The 19,101-nt window shown below is 60.5% G+C and carries 17 protein-coding genes and 1 pseudogene; 3 read left to right on the forward strand and 15 right to left on the reverse strand.

Going from position 1 to position 19,101, the window contains the following annotated elements; all coding sequences use genetic code 11:
• Window positions 1-467: 467 nt before the first annotated feature.
• From QA644_RS20160 to QA644_RS20175, 4 genes and pseudogenes are all read right to left on the reverse strand, one after another.
• Window positions 468-1,130, reverse strand: a pseudogene (locus QA644_RS20160) (SH3 domain-containing protein); the annotation flags it as partial.
• Between the two features lie 473 nt (window positions 1,131-1,603).
• Entirely contained in the window at window positions 1,604-2,992 is a 1,389-nt protein-coding gene (locus QA644_RS20165; protein WP_283070258.1) for a M20/M25/M40 family metallo-hydrolase, read from the reverse strand.
• A 91-nt stretch (window positions 2,993-3,083) separates the two neighbouring features.
• On the reverse strand, window positions 3,084-3,500 hold the full coding sequence (locus tag QA644_RS20170) for a MarR family transcriptional regulator (RefSeq protein WP_283070260.1): 417 nt from the start codon (window positions 3,498-3,500) through the stop codon (window positions 3,084-3,086).
• Between the two features lie 349 nt (window positions 3,501-3,849).
• Entirely contained in the window at window positions 3,850-4,110 is a 261-nt protein-coding gene (locus QA644_RS20175) for a hypothetical protein (protein WP_283070262.1), read from the reverse strand.
• Between the two features lie 203 nt (window positions 4,111-4,313).
• Between QA644_RS20175 and polA the strand changes: the two genes are divergently transcribed.
• Both polA and QA644_RS20185 read left to right on the forward strand, forming a co-directional pair.
• Complete coding sequence (polA, locus tag QA644_RS20180) at window positions 4,314-7,304, forward strand: DNA polymerase I (RefSeq protein ID WP_283070263.1); 2,991 nt, start codon at window positions 4,314-4,316, stop codon at window positions 7,302-7,304.
• Between the two features lie 165 nt (window positions 7,305-7,469).
• Window positions 7,470-9,752 carry a DNA translocase FtsK gene (locus tag QA644_RS20185; RefSeq protein ID WP_283070264.1) on the forward strand — a complete coding sequence of 761 codons (2,283 nt, stop codon included), beginning with the start codon at window positions 7,470-7,472 and terminating at the stop codon, window positions 9,750-9,752.
• Between the two features lie 6 nt (window positions 9,753-9,758).
• Here QA644_RS20185 and phnN read toward each other — a convergent pair whose 3' ends face one another.
• From phnN to phnG, 10 genes are all read right to left on the reverse strand, one after another.
• Window positions 9,759-10,358, reverse strand: a complete 600-nt coding sequence (gene phnN / locus QA644_RS20190; RefSeq protein ID WP_283070266.1) for a phosphonate metabolism protein/1,5-bisphosphokinase (PRPP-forming) PhnN — start codon at window positions 10,356-10,358, stop codon at window positions 9,759-9,761.
• Complete coding sequence (locus QA644_RS20195; RefSeq protein ID WP_283070267.1) at window positions 10,355-11,494, reverse strand: alpha-D-ribose 1-methylphosphonate 5-triphosphate diphosphatase; 1,140 nt, start codon at window positions 11,492-11,494, stop codon at window positions 10,355-10,357. Before QA644_RS20195 ends, phnN begins: the two co-directional genes overlap by 4 nt.
• A gap of 11 nt (window positions 11,495-11,505) precedes the next feature.
• Window positions 11,506-12,201, reverse strand: a complete 696-nt coding sequence (locus tag QA644_RS20200; RefSeq protein WP_283070268.1) for a DUF1045 domain-containing protein — start codon at window positions 12,199-12,201, stop codon at window positions 11,506-11,508.
• A 164-nt stretch (window positions 12,202-12,365) separates the two neighbouring features.
• A complete protein-coding gene (locus tag QA644_RS20205; protein WP_239596148.1) occupies window positions 12,366-12,983 on the reverse strand; it encodes a DapH/DapD/GlmU-related protein in 618 nt (205 codons plus the stop codon).
• Window positions 12,980-13,690: a phosphonate C-P lyase system protein PhnL gene (gene phnL / locus QA644_RS20210; protein WP_283070270.1), complete on the reverse strand. Its 711-nt coding sequence runs from the start codon at window positions 13,688-13,690 to the stop codon at window positions 12,980-12,982. Before phnL ends, QA644_RS20205 begins: the two co-directional genes overlap by 4 nt.
• A gap of 12 nt (window positions 13,691-13,702) precedes the next feature.
• Window positions 13,703-14,479 (reverse strand): phosphonate C-P lyase system protein PhnK, encoded by a 777-nt coding sequence (phnK, locus tag QA644_RS20215; protein ID WP_194728633.1) that lies wholly within the window; start codon window positions 14,477-14,479, stop codon window positions 13,703-13,705.
• Window positions 14,476-15,354 (reverse strand): alpha-D-ribose 1-methylphosphonate 5-phosphate C-P-lyase PhnJ, encoded by an 879-nt coding sequence (locus tag QA644_RS20220; RefSeq protein WP_074066241.1) that lies wholly within the window; start codon window positions 15,352-15,354, stop codon window positions 14,476-14,478. Before QA644_RS20220 ends, phnK begins: the two co-directional genes overlap by 4 nt.
• The gene (locus QA644_RS20225; RefSeq protein WP_283070271.1) at window positions 15,351-16,457 is read right to left on the reverse strand and encodes a carbon-phosphorus lyase complex subunit PhnI; all 1,107 of its coding nucleotides are present in this window, start codon (window positions 16,455-16,457) and stop codon (window positions 15,351-15,353) included. Before QA644_RS20225 ends, QA644_RS20220 begins: the two co-directional genes overlap by 4 nt.
• Window positions 16,458-16,460: 3 nt before the next feature.
• Window positions 16,461-17,069, reverse strand: coding sequence for a phosphonate C-P lyase system protein PhnH (gene phnH / locus QA644_RS20230; RefSeq protein ID WP_283070273.1), 609 nt, complete (start codon window positions 17,067-17,069; stop codon window positions 16,461-16,463).
• Window positions 17,069-17,545, reverse strand: a complete 477-nt coding sequence (gene phnG / locus QA644_RS20235) for a phosphonate C-P lyase system protein PhnG (RefSeq protein WP_283070274.1) — start codon at window positions 17,543-17,545, stop codon at window positions 17,069-17,071. Before phnG ends, phnH begins: the two co-directional genes overlap by 1 nt.
• Window positions 17,546-17,661: 116 nt before the next feature.
• Between phnG and phnF the strand changes: the two genes are divergently transcribed.
• Complete coding sequence (phnF, locus tag QA644_RS20240; protein ID WP_283070275.1) at window positions 17,662-18,399, forward strand: phosphonate metabolism transcriptional regulator PhnF; 738 nt, start codon at window positions 17,662-17,664, stop codon at window positions 18,397-18,399.
• 50 nt (window positions 18,400-18,449) lie between these two features.
• On the opposite strand, the gene QA644_RS20245 is transcribed toward phnF, so the two are convergent.
• On the reverse strand, window positions 18,450-19,085 hold the full coding sequence (locus tag QA644_RS20245) for a 2,3-bisphosphoglycerate-dependent phosphoglycerate mutase (RefSeq protein WP_074066246.1): 636 nt from the start codon (window positions 19,083-19,085) through the stop codon (window positions 18,450-18,452).
• Window positions 19,086-19,101 lie beyond the last annotated feature (16 nt).

Consider the following 19,101-nt stretch of genomic DNA (forward strand, 5'->3'; position numbering starts at 1 on the left):
CTAGTTTCCTTATATAGCGGGACAGCCCTCAAGTCCCGTTATGGATCGGTCGTCTCCCCTCAACACGGCCGATCGAAATCAGGCCCGGCGCCTCCGTCTTGGAGCGTCGGGCTTTTTCTATGCAGCTATCGCAAAAGAAAGGGCGGCATCTCTGCCGCCCCTGGGCCACGTTAGTTCCGGCAACCCGGTTCGCCCGGTTGGCAGGCACCTCGCTGCGGCCTGCGGCGATCATTGTCACCACCGCCGCGGTTACGATTGTCGTCGCCACGGACGCGATTATTGCCATCATCGCCTCCACGTTCGAAGTTCCGCCGGTCATTGTCACCACCTCGGCGGTTACGATTGTCGTCGCCGCGGACGCGATTATTGCCATCATCGTCTCCACGTTCGAAGTTCCGGCGGTCATTGTCACCACCTCGGCGGTTACGATTATCGTCGCCACGGACGCGATTGCCATCATCGCCTCGACGTTCGAAGTTCCGGCGGTCGTTGTCACGATCGCTGCGGTTACGATTGTCGTCGCCGCGGCGGATGACGCGATTGCCATCATCGTCTCGACGTTCGAAGTTCCGGCGATCGCGATCGCCGCCGCGTAGATCACGGTCAAAGTCCGGCTGCCTGTCGACATTGGGCCTGCGGTTGGGCGCGCGATCGAAATCCGGCACGCGATCCCGACGATCGTCAAAGTCCCGGCGTCTTTCACGGCGATCCGGGTCGCGATCGAAGTCCGGTCCGCGGCGCCAGCGATCGCGGTCGCGATAGAAGTCACGGTCGCGGTAGTTGCGATCCCAATAGCTGCCGAAGCTGAAGGCAACGACGGGAATACCGAGCGGGCGATAATATTGAGGCCCGACATAAACGCGGCGCTGTTGATAAAGTGCCTGGACATATCCGCCGTGCACCCAGCCACGGCCGCCGTAGAACTCCACGTCGCACCATGGCACGTCGGCAAGACAGCCGTAGATTTCGATGGATTCGCCGGCCGGAATTACGGTGACCGCCGGGTATGCTGTGCTTGGGCCGGCCCGCATATTGACGTTCGTCGTCGCGAAGCCTTCTGCTGCCTGAGCGATCGCCGGAGCAAACAAGAGCATACCGGTCGCGGCAATTTTCAAGAGGGTGCGTTCCACGTTTTCAACTCCCTGGGAGGCAGCGTCATGCCACATCCGGTATTTGTTTTTACTCCGGCTTTTGCCGGTTCGGGCATAGTCGGAGGCTCGCCGACTTTTGTTAGCCGGCAATCATTCGACTTGTCTTTCAATGGTTTATAGCGCGTGTTGCATGAACGCAGCTTGAACGGAAGAATCGGGGCTCTAGGCCTTGAAAGTGCCGGAGCGGCTTCCGATGTGACGCTCAGTAGATCGCAGCCAAGTGGATGCTGTGCGCGCCTTAAGCGTTTGCCGTTCCATATCATTCCGACTACTGGGCGCTTTAACGGCGTGTTAACCTTTCGGGATCAATCTTGGCTGCAAAGTCCGCTTTTTCCTTGACCACGGATGTACTGGCATTGAAGCGAAGCGGATGATGAAGGCCGGTTTATCCGGCCTTTGTTTTTTGTCTGAATGCGTGCCCGCGTAAATCATCGCGAGGCACGCTTTTTTGTTCAAGCTGCCAATGCGTCGAGGATGCGCACCCAGGAGCGGATGCCCTTGTGGTAGGAGGCGAGTTCGTATTTCTCATTGGGCGAATGGATCCGGTCATCTGCGAGGCCGAAGCCGACGAGCAACGATTCCATGCCGAGCATTCTCTGGAAATCGCCGACGATCGGGATCGAGCCGCCCATGCCGATAACGACGGCGGGCTTGGGCCATTCGTCGGAAAGCGCGTTTTTCGCTTTCGTGATCACCGGAGAATCATAGGCAAGGTGAATTGCCGGCGAAGCGCCATGGGGATGGAACTCGACCGAGCAATCGGCCGGGATCTTCGAGCGGACATAGTTTCGGAACGTCTCTCGAATCTTTGCCGGGTCCTGTTTGCCGACGAGGCGGAAGGAAACCTTGGCCGACGCCTTGGCGGCAATCACTGTCTTGAAGCCCTCGCCGGTATAGCCGCCCCATATGCCGTTGACTTCAGCCGTCGGGCGCGCCCAGGTGAGTTCCAGAACGGAGCGGCCTTTTTCACCCGACGGCACCGAAAGGCCGACTTGGCCCAGTAAGTCCTCAGCGGTCTGGCCGAGCTTTTCCCATGAGGCCTTGATGTTTGCAGGCGTTTCCTCGACGCCTTCATAGAAATTCTCGAGTGTTATGCGGCCGGTTTCGTCGTGGAGACCGGCAAGCGCTGTTGTCAGGACATGGATTGGATTGGCTGCCGCGCCGCCGAAAAGCCCGGAATGCAGATCGCGGTCGGCCGCCGTAACGACGACTTCTTCACCGACAAGGCCGCGAAGGGCAGCAGCAATCGCCGGGGTCTCGCGGTCCCACATGCCGGTATCGCAGACAAGCGCATAGTCGGCCTTCAGTTCTGCCGCATTTGCCTCCAGAAAGGGCTTGAGCGACGGCGAGCCGGATTCCTCTTCGCCCTCGAAAAGGATAGTGACGCGGCAAGGAAGTGCGCCGTTGACCTCTTTATAGGCCCGGCAAGCTTCGACGAAGGTCATGAGCTGGCCCTTGTCGTCGGCGGTGCCGCGGCCCGTCAGGATCTTGCGGCCATTGCTCATGTCCTTGACGGCTGGTTCGAAGGGATCGTTTTCCCAAACCTCGATGGGATCGACCGGTTGAACGTCGTAGTGGCCGTAAAACAGCACATGCGGCGCATCCGCGCTGGCGCCGGCATGATGCGCAACGACCATCGGGTGACCGGGAGTATCGCGAACGGAAGCTTCGAAACCCAGTGTCTTCAAATAGGCGACCAGCCATTCGGCAGCCGTGCGGCACTCGACTTTGTACGCCGGGTCAGTCGAGATCGATTTGATGCGCAGCAACTCGAACAATCTGTCCAGGCTTGAACCGAGGTTCTGATCGGCGCGCGAAAGCACCGGGGTTACGTCTGTCATTTCCGACTCCTTTCGAGATTCGGCCGGACGATAGACCAAAGGCGGGGGCGTTTCGAGGAAGAAAAATCGAAACAAGGGAGGGCGTAGACGGTCAGATTTTCTTCGCGTTTTCGAGGAGGCGGCGGATATATTCCAGCATCAGTTCGCGTTCGAAGGTCTTGAAGCCTTGGAAAAGCGCCAGATCGGCTTCACGTGCGATCTCGACCGCTTCATCTTCGATGGCCCGCGCATTGGGCGTCAGGAAGATCAGTTGCGCTCGTTTGTCTGAAGGATGGGGACGGCGCTCGATGAGGCCATCGCGCGCCATGCGCGCAAGCGTATTGGCCATCGTCGCCTGTTCGATATCGACGCGTTCGAGCAATTGCTTCTGCGTGAGGCCGTCTTCCGCCCAAAGTTCGAGAAGGATCGGGAATTGCCCGGGAGAAAAACCAAGCCGCGCCGCGCGCTGCTGCAGCGAGCGGGCAAAACCCTTGGCCAACTGGCTGGCAAGGTATGCTCCCGAATCCATCCTGTTAAATCCCATGATTGCAGTTAGGCTCAAAAACTGACGCGAAACAATGCAACAAATCGCATGCGATGGATTAAAACTTGTCCTTTAGCTTCATAAATGTGCATCTTCGCCAAAAAACAAAGCCGCCATGGCCTGGAGGTTGGCCATGGCGGCTTGAAAATGGGGACAAAGGCCCGGAGAGGGGGATAAGGCCTTTGTCCAAGCCTGATGCGGCGGGGGACAAGCCGGTGATCAGACCCTCGGCGCGATCAAACGCCGGTACACCTGATTTGTGACCGCGAATGTGGTTTTTCAAGGGAAGCCGGCCGAGCCGACAATTACAAATTGGTAACAGTTCGGTGAAGCACTAATTCCCGCGCCCTCCGGCGATCTCCAGAAGAATGCAAGGTTCCATCCGGCAATCAATATCGTCATGCCTCCAAAGGGCGCAGATCAGCGCAATGATGCCAAGTGCCTCGTAATCCGATATCAAAAAGGCGGAAAGAAGTAGGGCGTTCAGCAGCTGGAATTCTGCTTGGCTACCGAAGCTTCGTATGCGATCCAGATGCTGCGGAAAAAAAGGTTCGCAGACCTTGATCGCCAGCAGGAACACCGGCGCGAAGAGCACTTTGCGAACGACAGCCGTAGGGCCGTCGTGTGTAGGAGCCGGCAATGACGACTGCCATGAGAGCAAGCGGTACGGAATAGGCGGCCGCGCACCTGCGCTTTTCCAGAGGCAACTCTTTCCGAAGGCGAGGGGTCAGCAATAAATAGTACCGCAAACTGCATGTGCAATGGACGTTTCCATTCCGCCACGCTATCCATGCAGCCATGAAAAAAGGCGATCATCTTTTCCTTATTGACGGTTCGGGTTTCATCTTCCGGGCGTTTCACGCCCTGCCGCCGCTGACGCGCAAGTCCGACGGCTTGCCGGTCGGCGCAGTCTCTGGCTTCTGCAATATGCTCTGGAAGCTGCTGACCGATGCGCGTGACACCTCCGTCGGCGTCACGCCGACGCATCTTGCAGTTATCTTCGACTACTCGGCAAAGACCTTCCGCAAGGATTTGTATGATGCTTACAAGGCCAATCGCTCGGCACCGCCCGATGAGCTGATACCGCAATTCGGGCTGATCCGCGAGGCGACGCGCGCCTTCAACCTGCCCTGCATCGAGACTGAAGGGTTCGAGGCCGACGATATCATCGCCACCTATGCCCGGCAGGCGGAAGGGACCGGCGCCGATGTGACGATCGTCTCCTCCGACAAGGATCTGATGCAGCTTGTGACGCCGAACGTCCACATGTACGACAGCATGAAGGACAAGCAGATCGGCATCCCGGACGTCATCGAGAAATGGGGCGTACCGCCCGAAAAGATGATCGACCTGCAGGCTATGACCGGCGATTCGGTCGATAATGTCCCGGGTATTCCCGGTATCGGCCCGAAGACCGCCGCGCAGCTTCTTGCAGAATACGGCGATCTCGACACGCTGCTGGACCGTGCGCATGAGATCAAGCAGGAAAAGCGCCGCCAGGCGATTCTCGAGAATGCCGACAAGGCAAGGCTCTCGCGCGAATTGGTTCGGCTGCGATCTGATGTGCCGCTGGTGCTTGGTCTGGACGACCTCGTTCTCGAAGTGCAGAACGGCCCGAAGTTGATCGGCTTCCTGAAGGCGCTGCAATTCACGACGCTGACGCGCCGTGTGGCGGAGGCCTGCAATTGCGATGCCAGTGCCATCGAGGCGGCCGAGGTAAAAGTCGAGTGGGGTACTGCTGCGCACGGCCCCGATCTCGATGCCGCTGAACCGGAGCCGGTTGCGGGCGGCATCCCGGATGTTGAGGGCGCTGCCGTTCCGATTCCCGTCAAGGCCAAGCCCGCCGGCAAAGGCTTTACGCCCGCCGAACTTGCCAAGGCGCGCGCCGAAGCCTTTGCAGTGCTGCCATTTGATCATTCTACCTACGTGACGATCCGCGATCTCGCGACGCTCGACAAATGGATTGGCGATGCGCGGGCAACCGGCCTGGTCGCCTTCGATACCGAAACCAATTCTCTTGATGCGATGCAGGCGGAGCTGGTTGGGTTCTCGATGGCGATTGCCGACAACGACAAGAACCCGGCGGGCGTCAAGACCCGCGCCGCCTATCTCCCGATCGGCCATAAGAACGGCGTCGGCGATCTCCTTGGCGGCGGGCTTGCGGGCAATCAGATACCGATGCGGGATGTGCTGCCGCGGCTGAAGGCGCTGCTCGAAGACGAGTCCGTCCTCAAGGTCGCGCAGAACCTGAAATATGACTATCTGCTGATGAAGCGATATGGCGTCGAGACAAAGAGCTTCGACGATACGATGCTGATGTCCTACGTGCTCGACGCCGGCACCGGCGCGCACGGGATGGACTCGCTCTCAGAGAAATTTCTCGGCCATAGGCCGATTGCCTACAAGGATATCGCAGGAAGCGGCAGGGCGAATGTCACGTTCGACCTTGTCGATATCGACCGTGCTACGCATTACGCTGCCGAAGACGCCGATGTGACATTGCGGCTCTGGATGGTGCTGAAGCCACGACTTGCCGCAGCAAAACTGACGGCTGTCTACGAGCGTCTGGAGCGCCCGCTGCTGCCGGTACTGGCGCGCATGGAAGAACGCGGCATCACGGTCGACCGTCAGATCCTGTCCCGCCTCTCCGGTGAACTGGCGCAAGGCGCTGCGCGCCTGGAGGACGAAATCTATGCGTTGGCGGGTGAGAAGTTCACGATCGGCTCGCCGAAGCAGCTTGGCGACATCCTCTTCGGCAAGCTGGGGCTTGCTGGGGGCAGCAAGACGAAGACCGGGCAGTGGTCGACCTCGGCAAGCGTGCTGGAAGATCTTGCCGCCGCGGGTTTCGAGCTGCCGCGCAAGATCGTCGATTGGCGCCAGCTGACCAAGCTGAAATCCACCTATACAGATGCGCTGCCGGGTTACGTGCATCCGCAGACGAAGCGCGTCCACACCTCCTATTCGCTGGCTTCGACGACGACAGGGCGGCTTTCGTCGTCCGAGCCGAACCTGCAGAACATTCCGGTGCGAACGCTGGAAGGCCGGAAAATCCGCACCGCTTTCATCTCCACGCCCGGGCATAAGCTGATCTCTGCCGATTACAGCCAGATCGAACTGCGCGTGCTCGCGCATGTCGCGGAAATTCCCCAGCTGACCCAGGCTTTTGCCGAAGGCATCGATATTCACGCGATGACGGCCTCCGAAATGTTCGGCGTTCCTGTCGATGGCATGCGGGCCGAAGTGCGCCGCCGCGCCAAGGCGATCAACTTCGGCATCATCTACGGCATTTCCGCCTTTGGCCTTGCCAACCAGCTCTCGATCGAGCGCTCGGAAGCGGGTGACTACATCAAGAAATACTTCGAGCGTTTCCCCGGCATTCGCGACTATATGGACAGCCGCAAACAGATGGCGCGCGACAAAGGCTATGTCGAAACGATCTTCGGGCGGCGAATCAACTATCCGGAAATCCGCTCCTCCAATCCTTCGGTGCGCGCCTTCAACGAGCGGGCTGCGATCAACGCACCGATCCAGGGCTCGGCAGCCGATGTCATCCGCCGGGCAATGATCAAGATCGAACCGGCACTCGCCGAAGCCGGCCTTGCGGATCGGGTGCGCATGCTGTTGCAGGTGCACGATGAACTGATCTTCGAAGTCGAAGATGCCGACGTCGAAAAGGCGATGCCGATCATTGTATCCGTCATGGAAAACGCCGCCATGCCGGCGCTTGAAATGCGCGTGCCGTTGAAGGTCGATGCGCGCGCCGCGACCAATTGGGACCAAGCGCACTGAGCGCTTCGTCCTTCCGGCCCCAAAGATTTTTCTTGATGGCTTAACTCGTTGGAAAATATAGGTTTTTGGTTCCAGAGGTGTGCCGTTTAGATGCGGCTGGAAGGAACTTGTTAACCTTCATTTTCTAATCCGGTTGGGTCAGAAATTGAGTGAGTAGCGGGTCGCATGCGTTTTCCCAGAACGAATTTGACGGATGCCGGTGATTTTTCCTCGGAAATAGACGTACAGCATGCGGGTGATGACATAAATGTCGCTCCCGCAGCGCCGGTTTGGCAAAGCAATTTCTCGCTTGCACCGAACGTGCGTTTTACCCGCACGCCGGAAAACCTGATCAGTAAACGCCGCGCGCCGGCCGAATCGGAACAGTCGTCTCGCGAGGAGACCGTCAGCGAAGGGCCGGCTGTTGATGTCGAGCCAAGCGCCCCGATGATGATTGACGTGCCGTTCGACATTTATCTGCCGGAAGCCGCTCCATCCGTGTCCGAGATCGATCATCCCGAACATGTCGCCGAAATTCAGGTCGAGCCGGAACTTCGCGCTTCGTCCGAGCTGACCGACATTTCCGATTTCGCCTTCTGGGAAGTCATGGCCTTCGAGGAAGCGACTGCGGCCCCGATTACCCTCCCGGTTGCTTTCCTGCCGAAGGTTGAGGTCACGCCGGAATCGATCATCCAACACTTCCGCGTGATGGAATGGCGCCCGGGAGGGAGACCGCAGAAGCCCGACGCACCAGCCACGGCCACGGCCGCTCCAGCGCCTGTAAGGTCGTCTATATCGAACGTGGCTCCGGCAGCTCGACCGGCCGCCCCACCGGTGACCGCGAAAACGCAGCCGATCGCGCCGATGCCGGTTCGCGTGCAGGCCGCTGCACCCCTGGCGCCCGCACCCCGGGCTGTAACGCAGAAGACAATCCCGGCGAATATCGATCCATCCGGCTACGAGTTTCCGCCGCGCTCGCTGCTGCAGGAACCACCGGAGCGTTTTGGGGAGATCATGCCGCAGGAAACGCTCGAGCAGAATGCCGGGCTGCTGGAAAGCGTGCTGGAGGACTTCGGCATCAAGGGCGAGATCATTCATGTCCGCCCGGGTCCGGTCGTAACGCTTTACGAATTCGAACCTGCACCCGGAGTGAAGTCGTCGCGGGTCATCGGCCTTGCCGACGATATAGCCCGCTCCATGTCGGCGCTGTCGGCCCGTGTCGCCGTGGTGCCCGGCCGCAATGTCATCGGCATCGAATTGCCGAACGCGATGCGCGAGACGGTCTATTTCCGCGAGATGATCGAGAGCCAGGATTTCGAGAAGAGCGGCTACAAGCTGGCGCTCGGCCTCGGCAAGACGATCGGCGGCGAGCCGGTGATCGCCGAGCTTGCGAAGATGCCGCACCTGCTGGTAGCCGGCACCACCGGCTCGGGTAAATCCGTCGCCATCAACACGATGATCCTCTCGCTGCTCTATCGCATGACACCGGAACAGTGCCGTCTCATCATGGTCGATCCGAAGATGCTGGAACTGTCCGTCTATGACGGCATCCCGCACCTATTGACGCCCGTCGTCACCGATCCGAAGAAGGCCGTGATGGCGCTAAAATGGGCGGTGCGCGAAATGGAGGAGCGCTACCGCAAAATGTCGCGCCTCGGTGTGCGCAACATCGACGGCTACAACGGCCGTGTCGCGCAGGCCCGCGAAAAGGGCGAGACGGTCCACATCATGGTCCAGACCGGTTTCGACAAGGGCACAGGTGCGCCGATCGAAGAGCAGCAGGAAATGGACCTGACGCCGATGCCCTATATCGTCGTCATCGTCGACGAAATGGCCGACCTCATGATGGTCGCCGGCAAGGAGATCGAGGGCGCGATCCAGCGACTGGCCCAGATGGCGCGCGCCGCCGGCATCCATCTCATCATGGCGACACAGCGTCCGTCGGTCGATGTCATCACCGGCACCATCAAGGCGAATTTCCCGACTCGCATCTCCTTCCAGGTTACATCGAAGATCGACAGCCGCACGATCCTTGGCGAGCAAGGCGCCGAGCAGCTGCTCGGCCAGGGCGACATGCTGCACATGCAGGGTGGCGGCAGGATTTCCCGTGTCCACGGCCCGTTCGTCTCCGACCTCGAAGTCGAAAAGGTCGTCGCGCATCTGAAGACGCAGGGCCGTCCGGAATATCTGGAGACGGTCACGGCTGACGAAGAGGAGGATGCCGAGCCGGAAGAGGGCGCCGTCTTCGACAAGAGCGCGATCGCGTCCGAGGATGGCAACGAGCTTTACGATCAGGCGGTCAAGGTCGTGCTGCGCGACAAGAAGTGCTCGACCTCCTACATCCAGCGCCGCCTCGGCATCGGCTACAACCGCGCGGCATCGCTTGTGGAGCGCATGGAAAAGGAAGGCCTCGTCGGTCCCGCGAATCATGTCGGCAAACGTGAGATCGTGTCGGGGCGCGAAGAATGAAGCCGGCTAACTAATTTTCGTGAGGAAGCCGTTGAGCGTCTCGATGATCTTGCGCCCGGCATCTTCCAGCGAGCTGCTGTTGTCCAGTTCGGTGACGTCGTAGTCGCCCCGTACGGTCAGCGGGCCGCGGGCGAGGCGGGCCATAATGTCTTCGTGCGTCTCGCGGCCGCGGGCTTCGAGGCGGCCTGCCAGCACTTCCGGGCGGGCGGTCACGTTGATGACCTTGAGGCGGGGAAAAACGGCCTGGAAGAGGTGGAGTGCCGAGCGGGAGCCGTTGGCGATTACCAGGTGTCCCTTGGCGAGCGCGACGGAAACCTCTGCTGGAATGCCGTATTTCAGGCCATGCGCCTCCCACCATACGGCGAAGTTGCCGGATTGCTCCATAGAGACGAAGCCTCCGTCGGAAACGGACAGATGATCTTCGCCGCCGGCATCGCGGTCCCGTGTGATGACGCGGCGGACGAAATGCACGTCGGGACGGCCGGCAAAATGCTTTGCCGCCAAGTTTATCAGCGTGTCCTTGCCGGCGCCGCTCGGGCCGACGACGACGACCATGATGCCTCGCTCTGTGCCGGGTACCAAGTGTGGCTCGTGCGAGGGGATCATGCGACCCGGCGCCCTTCGCGCCAGACTGAACGGGTCACCGGCACGCCCTCGTCGCGGAAGACGCGGACAAGATCGGCACGAAGGCCGATCTCGATTCGGCCGCGATCATTGAGGCTGACGGTGCGCGCGGGCGTGGCGGTCACCATTGCGATGGCCTTGGACAACGAAATGGTCTCCACCTCGTCGGCAAGAATGAAGGGTGCGTAAAGCAAGCTGAGCGGCACGTAATCGGAAGAGAGCACGTCGAGGACGCCGCGCTCTGCAAGATCGCGAGCGGCGATGTTGCCTGAGTGAGACTTGCCGCGCACGACATTGGGAGCGCCCATCAGCACGCTCATTCCGTGCGCGTGCGATGCCTTGGCGGCGTCGAAGCTCGTTGGAAACTCCGCAAGGCGCACGCCGTTTTCAATCGCCTCGTCGACATGGGCAAGTGTCGCATCGTCGTGGCTCGCAACGGTAATACCACGCTCCTTGCAGACCGTGGCGATCGCGGTGCGGTGCGGCGTCGAATTGCGAGCGGATTCGCCGAGGCGCTTTTCGATGAAGCGCGCGAACGCCTCGTCCGAAAGGCCGCGCTTCTTCTGATAGTAGAAGACGTACTGATCCATCGTCTGGAACTGACGCTGGCCCGGCGCGTGGTCCATGAGCGAAACGAGGCGGACATAGGGATCGTCCTCGAAGTCTGCGAAATGCGCCAGGACGTTGTCGGCCGAGACTTCGCATCGCAGGTGGATCAGGTGTTCCGCGCGAAGCCGGCCTTCCTGCTCGGCCTTCTGGATGGCGTCAGCCATCTCGCGCATTTCGCCATGTTCAAAGCCACCGTCCTCGTCCGCGCCCATGCGCAGGCAGTCGAAAACGGTGGTGATGCCGGAGGTGACGATCTGGGCGTCATGGGCCTGGATGGCCGCCGTCTTGTTCCAGCGCAGGCCCGGGCGAGGCGAATAGTGGCCTTCCAGGTGGTCGGTATGGAGTTCGACGAGGCCGGGGATCAGGTAATCGCCTTCGAAATCCTCTCCGTTTGCCGAATTGCCTTCGGAGATATCGGCAATCCTGCCGTCGCGGATCAAAAGCGAGCCATTCACGATCTCGTCTTCAAGAACGATGCGGGCGTTGGAAAGGACTGTCTCTGTGGTCATCTGCGGATCTCTTAGAGTTTGGCGCCAGCAAGCGGCCGCCAGGAATGAATCTTGAACGGCCCGCCGCGCTCTTCTTCGGTGAAGACCGCGAGGCCGGAAATGGAAAGCGGCCGGCCGATGAAGGCGGCAAAACGCTTCTCCAGGATCGATTTCATCAGTGCTGAGCGCTCTTCCGGCACCTGGCCGGTCAGCGTCATGTGGAAACCGAAATCCTCCATTACATAGGGATAACCCCAGCGCATGAGGTTGGCACGCTGGCTTTCCGTCATTTTTTCAGGCTTTCGCCTTGCAATATCGGCCTCGCAAAGCGCTGCGCGAAACGGCTCGAAGGACTTTACCACGCTTGCCGCGAAATCCTGAAGCGGCGCATGCAGAACGCCTGGAACGAGCGCAAAGAAGCGGCCGATCTGCCCGAGGACAAGTTCGGGGATTTCGAATGCCGGTGTTCGGCCGGTGAAATCCTCGACGACAGCCATCAAGTCTCTCTCGTTGACCGAAGAGGCAAGCGCAAAAGGCGCCTTTATAGTCGCATGAAAGCCGTAACGGCGCGCATCGGCTGTCAGCTCGAACTGCTCTGCGGCCGTCATCCCATCTTCCTCTGGAGCCGGATAAATTTCGCCCGCAAATGCGTCGCGCCCAAGCCAGACGGAGGCAGCGCCAGTCAGGGGATCGTTCTTTGGCGGCGTGAAATAAAGGGCGTAGCGCAAAAGTTCTTGTCCTGAAAAAATGGTCGAGCGGAGCCGCAATGTCAGCGATTTAGCGACGGACTGCAAGCAAGCTCCCCGGCTAAAAGATTTCCGTGACAGAATGATGATCAAGCGGCGACATAGAACTTTCAGCAGGCCTTGCCTGCGCCCTTGTGAACAGAGCTTTAGCCATCATGCCGGCAAAGGAAGTCTTCGGCCGACAGCGCCCGGAAATCCTCGAGCGCTGCGCGCAACCTTGAATGCTCCCAGTCCCACCAGGCAAGTTTGTCCATCCGCTCACCGATTTCCTTGGGGAAGCGTTCACGGATAAGCTTTGCGGGAACGCCGCCGACGATCGTGTAGGGTGCGACATCGTTCGAGACGACGGCGCCGGCGCCAACCACCGAACCATTGCCGACGGTGACGCCGGGCAGGATGGTGGCCCCGTGGCCGATCCAGACGTCATGGCCGATGACGACGCGGTTGGAACGTCGCCATTCGAAGAATTCCGTCTCCATATTCGCATCCGGCCAGTAGTCCGCGGCGCGATAGGTGAAGTGATGCAACGTCGCACGCCATGTCGGATGGTTGGTCGCGTTGATGCGAACGGCGGCGGCAATATTTACGAATTTGCCGATCGTCGCGCACCAGATGGAGCCGTCCTGCATGATGTAAGAATAATCGCCGAATTCGACTTCGCTAATTCGGCAGCGTTCGGATATTTCCGTATAACGGCCAAGTTTGGCATCGCTGACGGAGGCGGTCTCATGAATATAGGGCGTGTCGCCCAGCTTCCGGCTCATGCTGCAACCGCCTTTCGCGGCGAAAACTGCTGGACGTCGAGGATGCGATCGGCGACCGCCCCTCGCACCTCCTCGTCATGGAATATGCCGAGAAGGGCAACACCCGCCTTTTTTTTCTCCGCGATCATGCCGACGACCACGGCGCGATTTGTTGCATCGAGAGAAGCGGTCGGCTCATCGAGCAGCAGCACCGTATGCTCTGTGATAAAACCACGAGCGATGTTGACGCGCTGCTGCTCACCACCCGAGAAAGTCGCAGGCGGCAGTTGCCATAACGCTTCGGGAAGATTGAGCTTTTCGAGCAGTGCTGCCGCTTTTTCGCGAGCGCCGGCTGCGGCCTCTCCGCGGGCAACCAGTGGTTCGGCAACGACATCGATCGCGGCAACGCGCGGCACGGTGCGCAGGAACTGGCTGACATAGCCGAGCGTATGACGGCGGACATCGATAACGGTGCGTGGGTCCGCAGCGCCAAGATCGACAACCCGGCCCTTGTGGCTGATCAGGATCTGGCCGGTGTCGACGGCGTAGTTGCCGTAAATCATCTTGAGCAGGGAACTCTTGCCGATGCCCGAAGGGCCGCCAAGGACGACGCATTCGCTGGCAGCAACGGAGAAGGCGACATCGGAGATGACCGGCAGTTTGATGCCATCGCGCAAATGCATGGTGAAGCTCTTCGAGACTTCGGAAATGACGAGGGGCGTTGCCATGATTGTTGCCTTTCAGACCTGCAGGATCGATGAGACGAGCAATTGCGTGTAGGGCTCGCGCGGGTCATCGAGCACCCGATCGGTCAGACCGTGCTCAATGACATAGCCATCCTTCATCACCATCATGCGATGCGAGAGCAGACGCGCGACGGCGAGGTCGTGCGTGACGATGATGGCCGAAAGGCCGAGATCATTGACGAGACCTCGAACCAGATCGAGCAGGCGCGCCTGAACCGAGACGTCGAGGCCGCCGGTCGGTTCGTCCATGAAGACGAGCCGCGGGCTGGTGACGAGATTGCGGGCGATCTGCAGGCGCTGGCGCATGCCGCCCGAAAAAGCGCGGGGCTGATCATCGATGCGGCCGGCGTCGATTTCGACACGCTCCAGCCAGTCGATGGCAGTCGAGCGGATTTTGCCATAGTGCCGGTCGCCGATCGCCATCAGCCGTTCGCCGACATTGGCGCCGGCCGACACCGTCATGCGCAGGCCGTCGGCCGGATTCTGGTGCACGAAACCCCAATCGGTGCGCATCAGGAAGCGACGCTCTGCCTCGTTCATGCGGTAGAGATCGCGATAGCTTCCGTCGCGCATATGATATTCGACGCTGCCGGTCGTCGGCATCAGGCGCGTCGAGATACAATTGAGTAGCGTCGTTTTGCCGGAACCGGACTCGCCGACGACGGCCAGCACTTCGCCCGGCCAGAGCTCGAAAGAGGCATTCCGGCAGCCGATACGATTGCCATAGAATTTCGAAACGTCGTTGACTTTGAGAAGAGGGGTGTCGGTCACTCCGCAGCCTCCTTCGGCGCAAGCATCTCGCCTGCATGTCCCTGCTCGCGGCGGTCTTCGCAATGGTCGGTATCGGAGCAGACGAACATCCGGCCGCCCTTGTCGTCGAGGATCACTTCGTCGAGATAGACATCCTCCGCGCTGCAAAGCGCGCAGGGTTTGCCGAAGCGCTGGATCTCGAAAGGGTAGTCTTCGAAATCGAGGCTGACGACTTCAGTATGGGGCGGCACGGCATAGATCCGTTTCTCGCGGCCGGCGCCGAAGAGCTGCAGCGCGTCCGACAGATGCATTTTCGGATTGTCGAATTTCGGCGTCGGCGAAGGATCCATCACGTAGCGGCCCGCGACCTTCACCGGATAGGCATAGGTCTTGGAGATGCGGCCGTTATGGGCGATGTCCTCATAGAGCTTCACATGCATGAGGCCGTATTCTTCTAGCGCATGCATCTTTCGCGTTTCGGTTTCACGTGGCTCGAGGAAGCGGAGCGGTTCGGGGATCGGCACTTGGTAGACGAGCACTTGGTTGGCTCCGAGCGTTTCTTCCGGGATGCGGTGGCGCGTCTGGATGATCGTCGCATCCTTGGTGCGGGTGGTCACCGCGACGTTTGCGACCTTCTGGAAGAAGGCGCGGATGGAGACAGCGTTTGTGGTGTCGTCGGCGCCCTGGTCGATGACCTTGAGCACGTCGTCCGGCCCGATGATCGAAGCGGTCACCTGCACTCCACCGGTGCCCCAACCATAGGGCATGGGCATTTCGCGCGAAGCAAAAGGCACCTGATAACCGGGAATCGCAATCGCCTTCAGGATGGCGCGGCGGATCATCCGCTTGGTCTGCTCGTCGAGATAGGCGAAGTTGTAGCTGGCAAGATCGCTCATTCGGCCGCCTCCTTGATGGTGTCGCCGCCGGCTCGACTTGGCTCGAAGTCGCGGCGCATGCGGCGGACAAGGTCCAGTTCGGCCTGGAAATCCACATAATGCGGCAATTTCAGGTGCTCGACGAAGCCGGTCGCCTGGACATTGTCGGAGTGAGAAATGACGAATTCCTCGTCCTGTGCCGGCGCCGTGATGTCTTCCCCGAGCTCTTCGGCGCGTAGCGCGCGATCGACCAGCGACATCGACATCGCCTTCCGTTCGCTCTGGCCGAAGACGAGGCCGTAGCCGCGCGTGAACTGCGGCGGTGCCTTGGCCGAACCCTTGAACTGATTGACCATCTGGCATTCCGTCAATTGGATAACGCCGAGCGACACGGCAAAGCCGAGTTCGGGAACGAAAAACTCCACTTCGACCTCGCCAATGCGGATTTCCCCCGTGAAGGGATGATTGCGGCCGTAGCCCCGTTGTGTGGAGTAGCCGAGTGCCAGGAGGAAGCCCTCGTCGCCGCGGGCGAGCGCCTGCAGGCGAAGGTCGCGGCTCATCGGAAATTCCATCGGTTCACGAGTAAGGTCACCGATCTCGTGATCCTCCGGCATATCGCCGTCGGCCTCGATCAGCCCCTCCTGGCCAAGGATCTCCGACACGCGCATCATGCGGCCGGCTTCGGCAGGGCGTTGCGCCGGTTCTTCAACGGTCTCGTCGGAAAGCAGCGAAGGATCAAGCAGTCGGTGGGTGTAGTCGAAGGTCGGACCGAGAAGCTGGCCGCCAGGCAAATCCTTGTAGGTCGCCGAAACGCGGCGCTCGATCTTCATCGCCGCGGTGTCGAGCGGTTTCGAATAGCCAAAGCGTGGCAGCGTCGTGCGATAGGCGCGCAGCAGGAAAATTGCCTCGATCATGTCGCCGCGCGATTGACGGACGGCAAGTGCGGCGAGCGTGCGGTCGTAGAGCGAGGCTTCCGCCATGACACGGTCGACGGCAAGAGCCAGCTGTGCGACGATCTGGTCGATGCCAATCGCAGGCAGCGAGCGGTCGCCGCGACGGCGGTCGGCAAGTAGGCGATGGGCATTCTCGATGGCGGTCTCACCCCCTTTGACGGCAACATACATGGCTCACATCTCCGTTGCGATGATCTTGGTGGTGCGCGGCAAGCAGAGGAAACGGCTGCCTGCCGTCAGCATGAGGTCGATGCCACGCGGAAAGAGGGCGTGGTTTTCCGCCCAGAGCCGCAGGAACGCCTCCGGCAGGCCGACAGGCGCAATCTCGTTCACGCCTTGAATGCCGGGGCCCGTCAAGGCCAGCCGGCGGCCCCCTTCGAGTCCTGCAAGTTCGACGATCAGCGTCGTCGAGCGATCAGGATATTCCTGCGTGCCTAAGGCAAAGAGTCCGAACGAGGAAAGCGTCACGCCGTGCTCAATAAAGGCAAAGCGGGCTTCGGCCCTTTCCGGCACCACGGGCGCGCCGGTGTGAAAGCCGAGCCAATCGAGCATTGCGGATTTCGCGAGCCCGGAAGATAGCCAGACCGGTGTATCATGGTCGCACAGCGTCAGCGCAATTGCGCCCGCGGCTACGCCAAGTGGCGCAGGTGGCGCGACTTCGGGCGCGATGGTCTGGATCGTGCCGGGGCGCGCCATGCCATCCATCATGGTCTTGAAGACGCTTTGGGCGTGGAAGACCGGTTCGGCAAAACCACCCGTCAGGGCTTCTGTCTTGAGGCTCATCAGTCGTCTCCGCGCACCATGGTGAAGAAATCGACCCGTGTCGCCGCCGTCTCGTCCGCCTTGCGCTGATCGACCCCTGCGATCCGCGCCGCGATTGGCGAAAGCAGCCTCTCCTCGACGAAATCCTTCATCGCATCGTCCTGCCACAGTGCGTCGAAGATCGCGGCAAGCCTTACCTTTTCGCGGTCCGTACCGAGCGCCTGTGCATGACCCACGGCACCGGAACCAAGCCGTACTGTTGCGCGCGTAACCGTGACCTCGCCGAGATTGAAGGGGGCGCCGCCGCCGCCGATGCGGCCGCGCACCATCACGAGACCGGTTTCCGGACCGCGCGCCGGTTGAACCGCTGGCTTTTCAGCGAGTGCGTCAAAGGCTTCAACGAGTTCGTGCCGTTCAGCCCGCGCGAGAAGATCGGCAACGCGCTTGCGGTCAATCTCGGGCTGGATTGCAAGGTTCTTCTGTTTCGCTGATGTCATCGCCGTTCCCTTAAATGTCTATTGATATAGACAACCATACAAGGTATTAGTAGCCTTAAGGTGAGGACGTGACAAGCGTGTGACATCACTCAAGTGAAAGTGCAGGGCAGGAACGAATGGCCGGACTGAACCAGGTACAGAGACAGACGGGCGTGGCGCTCTGGCGCCAGATCGCGGACCGTATTCGCGACGCAATCAGTGCCGGGGCGTATGACGAGACCGGCATGGTGCCGCCGGAAACTGTTCTGGCGCTGCAATTCGGCGTCAATCGCCATACGGTCAGAAGCGCGCTTGCCGCCCTTGCTCAGGAAGGTATCGTGCGCGCAGTGCAAGGCCGCGGCACCCTGATCGAGCGGAAGGAGCGGCTGAATTTCCCGATCACGCGGCGTACGCGCTTCACTGCCGGTATTGGCGCTCAGGCGCGCGAGATGCGCGGCCTGCTGCTCGACCATGCGGAAGAGAGGGCTGATGCTGACGTTGCGCGCTGGCTGAGGCTTAGGTCCGTGACGTCGGTGATCCGTCTTGAAACATTGCGTCTGGCCGACAAGCGGCCGGTATCTTGCGCAACGACATGGTTTCCGGCCGACCGGTTTGCCGGTATCGACGAAGTCTATCGCAAGACGGAATCGATCACCAAGGCCTTTGCCGAACTCGGCCTGCCGGATTACGTCCGCGCAACGACCGAGATTACCGCCGCTCACGCCGATTCACACGACATCGCCACGCTGGAATTGACGCCGGGCGCCATCCTGCTCATCGCCAAGGCAATGAATACCGATCTTGAGGGCGTACCGGTTCAGTACTCGATCAGCCGCTTTGCAGCCGACAGGGTGCAGTTCACGATAGAGAGTTGAATTGAAAAAGCCGGGCAGCGAGCCCGGCTTTTGAATGAGATGCCGAAGGCTTAATGCGCCCCGGACATATCGCCGAGCACTTCCTTGGAAGCGACGGTGGAGTCGGCATTGAGCTTGTAGACCATGGGAACGCCGGTCGCGAGGTTGAGTGCCAGGATCTGTTCCTTGGTCAGGCGGTCCAGCACCATGACCAGCGAACGCAGCGAGTTGCCGTGGGCAGCGACGAGCACTTTTTCACCGCGCAGCACGCGTGGCAGAATCTCGGTGAGATAGTAAGGCCAGACGCGCGCGCCGGTGTCGCGCAGGCTTTCGCCGCCAGGAGGCGGGACGTCGTAGGAACGCCGCCAGATATGAACCTGCTCCTCGCCCCATTTGGCGCGGGCATCGTCCTTGTTGAGGCCCGAGAGGTCACCGTAGTCGCGCTCGTTCAGCGCCTGGTCGCGGATCGTCTTGAGGTCCGGCTGGCCGATTTTGTCGAGAATGAGCGTCAGCGTGTGCTGCGCGCGCACGAGCGCCGACGTGAAGGCGATATCGTATTTTATGCCGTAGTCGGCAAGCGCCTGCCCTCCCGTATTGGCTTCTTCGATACCGAGTTCCGTGAGATCCGGATCCTTCCAGCCGGTGAAGAGATTTTTCAGGTTCCAGTCGCTCTGGCCGTGGCGAACGAGGACGAGGGTGCCGCTCATGAAATATGCCTCCGTA

The sequence above is a fragment of the Rhizobium sp. CC1099 genome, from assembly GCF_029714385.1.
In the GTDB taxonomy this organism is placed as follows: domain Bacteria; phylum Pseudomonadota; class Alphaproteobacteria; order Rhizobiales; family Rhizobiaceae; genus Rhizobium.